This window comes from Nostoc sp. FACHB-888 (assembly GCF_014696655.1).
GTDB lineage: Bacteria > Cyanobacteriota > Cyanobacteriia > Cyanobacteriales > Nostocaceae > Nostoc.
Window position 1 is genome coordinate 1 of record NZ_JACJQM010000351.1, and the last position, 2,826, is coordinate 2,826.

At 40.7% G+C, this 2,826-nt stretch carries 3 protein-coding genes; 2 read left to right on the top strand and 1 reads right to left on the bottom strand.

What is annotated here, in order from left to right:
- The coding region (locus H6G26_RS40600) for a transposase (protein ID WP_190727979.1) at positions 1-116 on the top strand (116 nt) is incomplete at its 5' end.
- Positions 117-137: 21 nt separating this feature from the next.
- Here H6G26_RS40600 and H6G26_RS40605 read toward each other — a convergent pair.
- Positions 138-1,229 carry a hypothetical protein gene (locus tag H6G26_RS40605; protein ID WP_190737676.1) on the bottom strand — a complete coding sequence of 364 codons (1,092 nt, stop codon included), beginning with the start codon at positions 1,227-1,229 and terminating at the stop codon, positions 138-140.
- 1,039 nt (positions 1,230-2,268) lie between these two features.
- On the opposite strand from H6G26_RS40605, the gene H6G26_RS40610 reads away from it, so the two are divergent.
- On the top strand, positions 2,269-2,727 hold the full coding sequence (locus H6G26_RS40610; RefSeq protein ID WP_199327299.1) for a tetratricopeptide repeat protein: 459 nt from the start codon (positions 2,269-2,271) through the stop codon (positions 2,725-2,727).
- Positions 2,728-2,826 lie beyond the last annotated feature (99 nt).

Sequence of the window (2,826 nt, forward strand, 5' to 3'; positions counted from 1 at the left end):
TTGGGTGGCTAATGGGCTGTCGGCGATTGGCCAGAGACTATGAGTTATTACCGGAAACATCGGAGACGTTTATCTACCTTGCCATGATCCGGATCATGGTAAGACGATTAGCATAAAATTTTACCCCCCCAAACTTTTCAAACAGCCTCTAACCAATCATCTCGGTTAGCAAAATTTTCTCTAACAGCCGCACGAAGAGTATTTTCGATATTTGGCTCAAAAGCATCTATGTCTCTTAGCCTAATTAATATTGGTGTCCAAATGGGGTGAAGTTCTTTTCTTACCCGCTCTGCAAACATTTTACAAGATACGCTTTTGCCTCGCCCTGGGCCTGCTTGAATAAAAATAACTTGCCTATCTGTTTCAGATTTATTCAGTTGTTCTGTTACCCAATTTTCTAAATCAACAGTATCTTCTTCTTTAGGTTTGCCATTACTATCTAACAACTGCGCTTTCAATGGCACATAAATTTCAGTAATTTTAAATTCTTCACCTATTACCTTCCATCGTTCAATTAGTAACGGGTCGCTGGGTAAGGGCGATATCTGCTCTTTCAGGTATGACTCAATGCTGGCGTATTTCTCATTTGCTCTTACTTCTTGTGCTGCTATTATCATCAAACTTAAGGTTTGACACACATCTTCTGATTCGTAATAGAAAAGCTGCTTGATATAATTATATGTATCCCAGGCTACCCATCCTGTGACTAAAGATGCAATCTCCGATTTAATTCCTTTTGTTTCTAGGTAAGTAGATAATTCTTGATTTAAAGCTTGTCCTAATGTTGAATTTGGAAACTGCTTTAGTGCTTCTTCAGCTTTACTATTGTCTAATTCTAACTGTCCCAGTTGGTGAAAGTGAAGCTTAACTTCCTGCTCTTTTAACTCTGCATTCAGTTTTTCCTGTAACAAAACGTTTCTCTCAACTAAAGCATTAAAACTATTTATATAAGCTAATGGACAAGCAAAAGCTATCCATTCTTCTATCTCAAATTTTTGATTTGTTCTCTCATGTAACAATGCCAAGCCTTGCCGTCCAATTCCTACAAATGCTAACCCCGCCGCAACTACTGGTGCCGATGGTACACTCGCTAGCACGCCCAATGCGACCGCAAATTCCAAAGCAGCTTTAGTAACTTCTGCTCCCGACTCCACTGTTTCTCCACGCTTTACTGTTTTCTCAAGCAGTCCAGGAATCCAACGTTGCCAAATCTGCTGAATCTTTGCCATTCCTTAAATGCCTGTGCTAGGAGTTTTACTGATGATCAGGGTTTATGCTTGCTACACTTGAGGTTAACGCTTTTACGGACTCTACCGCAATATTCCGTTTACAGCGACTAAACAACGCACTACATGTGTAACTCGATTGTTGGCAGTGGGTGCAAGATCCTCAGCTACCTGCACAATAAAAAACTGCCCTGGGGCAAGGAGTCCAGAGCAGCGCTTACAAAAAAATTAAATATGGGAGTTTTAAACTATTACCCCCCTGTTTTACATATAATTCGTTCGCTATGTAATACTCTTCAGTTCAAGTTTTGTACTTTATGCAGAAAGAGCGAAAAACTTTTAAAGCTGCACCATACAAGGATTAGACGCAATAAACCAAACCCAATACAACACCCTTGGCTGAATGCGTGTTAACCAATGGTTATCAAAATTTGGTCAAGCAAACATAAATGCACCATTACCCCAAGGAGCAATCGTAAGCTGTGGAGGCGCGATTGTTACTTAGGCAGGGATGAGGCGGGGGCGGCGAGAAGCGTTCGCGAAGCGTCTCGAAGAGAAGCTTAGGCTTTTGGCGATCGCATTGCTCCCGGTGGGCGGATACGCGAACGCCTACGACAAGCGCACTTTCATAAAATACTCTACTGAATTATCCACTTGGGCAGAGTATATAAAAACCAATGCTTGGTTTACTAGCGTTTAACTTATATAAAAGTAATTATTTATACGCCTATAAAAAGACTGCATTTATTTCGACCGACTTTCTATAATTAATTACGGTATTTTATTGAAATCGTCTTTTTTGGGAATTTTAGGAACTCTTGCTGTATCTGTTACTGTTATTTACTCTTTGATTATAAATTAAATGAAATTTTATTATTCTCTAGCTCCAGCATTAATAGGTGTATCAATTGCTTTTGTACAACCTCAAAATGCTTTTGCACTCTCCTGAGCCGAAATTGCTAAAGTTGCCAAAGCTATTACTGTAGAAATTGATAATTATGATAGTTCTGGTACTGAAGCCACTAAACGAGTCAATACCTTTTTGAGACTCTCAGCTAAAACTGGGGCAGATGTGGGCGTTAGTACACCTAAGATACCAACAGCCACAGTACCGAAAGCTGATGACTTCTATATTCAGGCTGGGGATAAGTACAAAAAAGGAGACTTGCAAGGGGCGATCGCCGATTTCAACCAAGCCATCAAGATTAATCCTAACTTTGCCCAAGCCTACTACAACCGGGGAGTTGTCCGCTCTGCATCAGGAGACTTGCAAGGGGCGATCGTTGATTTCAACCAAGCCATCAAGATTAATCCTAACTTTGCCAATGCCTACAATAACCGGGGAAATGCCCGCTTTGACTTGAGAGACTTGCAAGGGGCGATCATTGATTTCAACCAAGCCATCAAGATTAATCCTAACTTTGCCAATACCTATTACAACCGGGGTATTGCCCGCTCTGAATTGAGAGACAAACAAAGGGCAATCACCGATTATAACTAAGCCATCAAGATTAATCCTAACGATGCCCTAGCCTACAGCAGACGGAAACCTTGGGAAACAATAATATCCTCTACGCTTGTTGCGTCTATTTATATAGCT

Bases quoted from the DNA above. Each gene is read 5' to 3' on its own strand.
- H6G26_RS40605 (WP_190737676.1), bottom strand. From the start codon at position 1,229: ATGGCAAAGATTCAGCAGATTTGGCAACGTTGGATTCCTGGACTGCTT.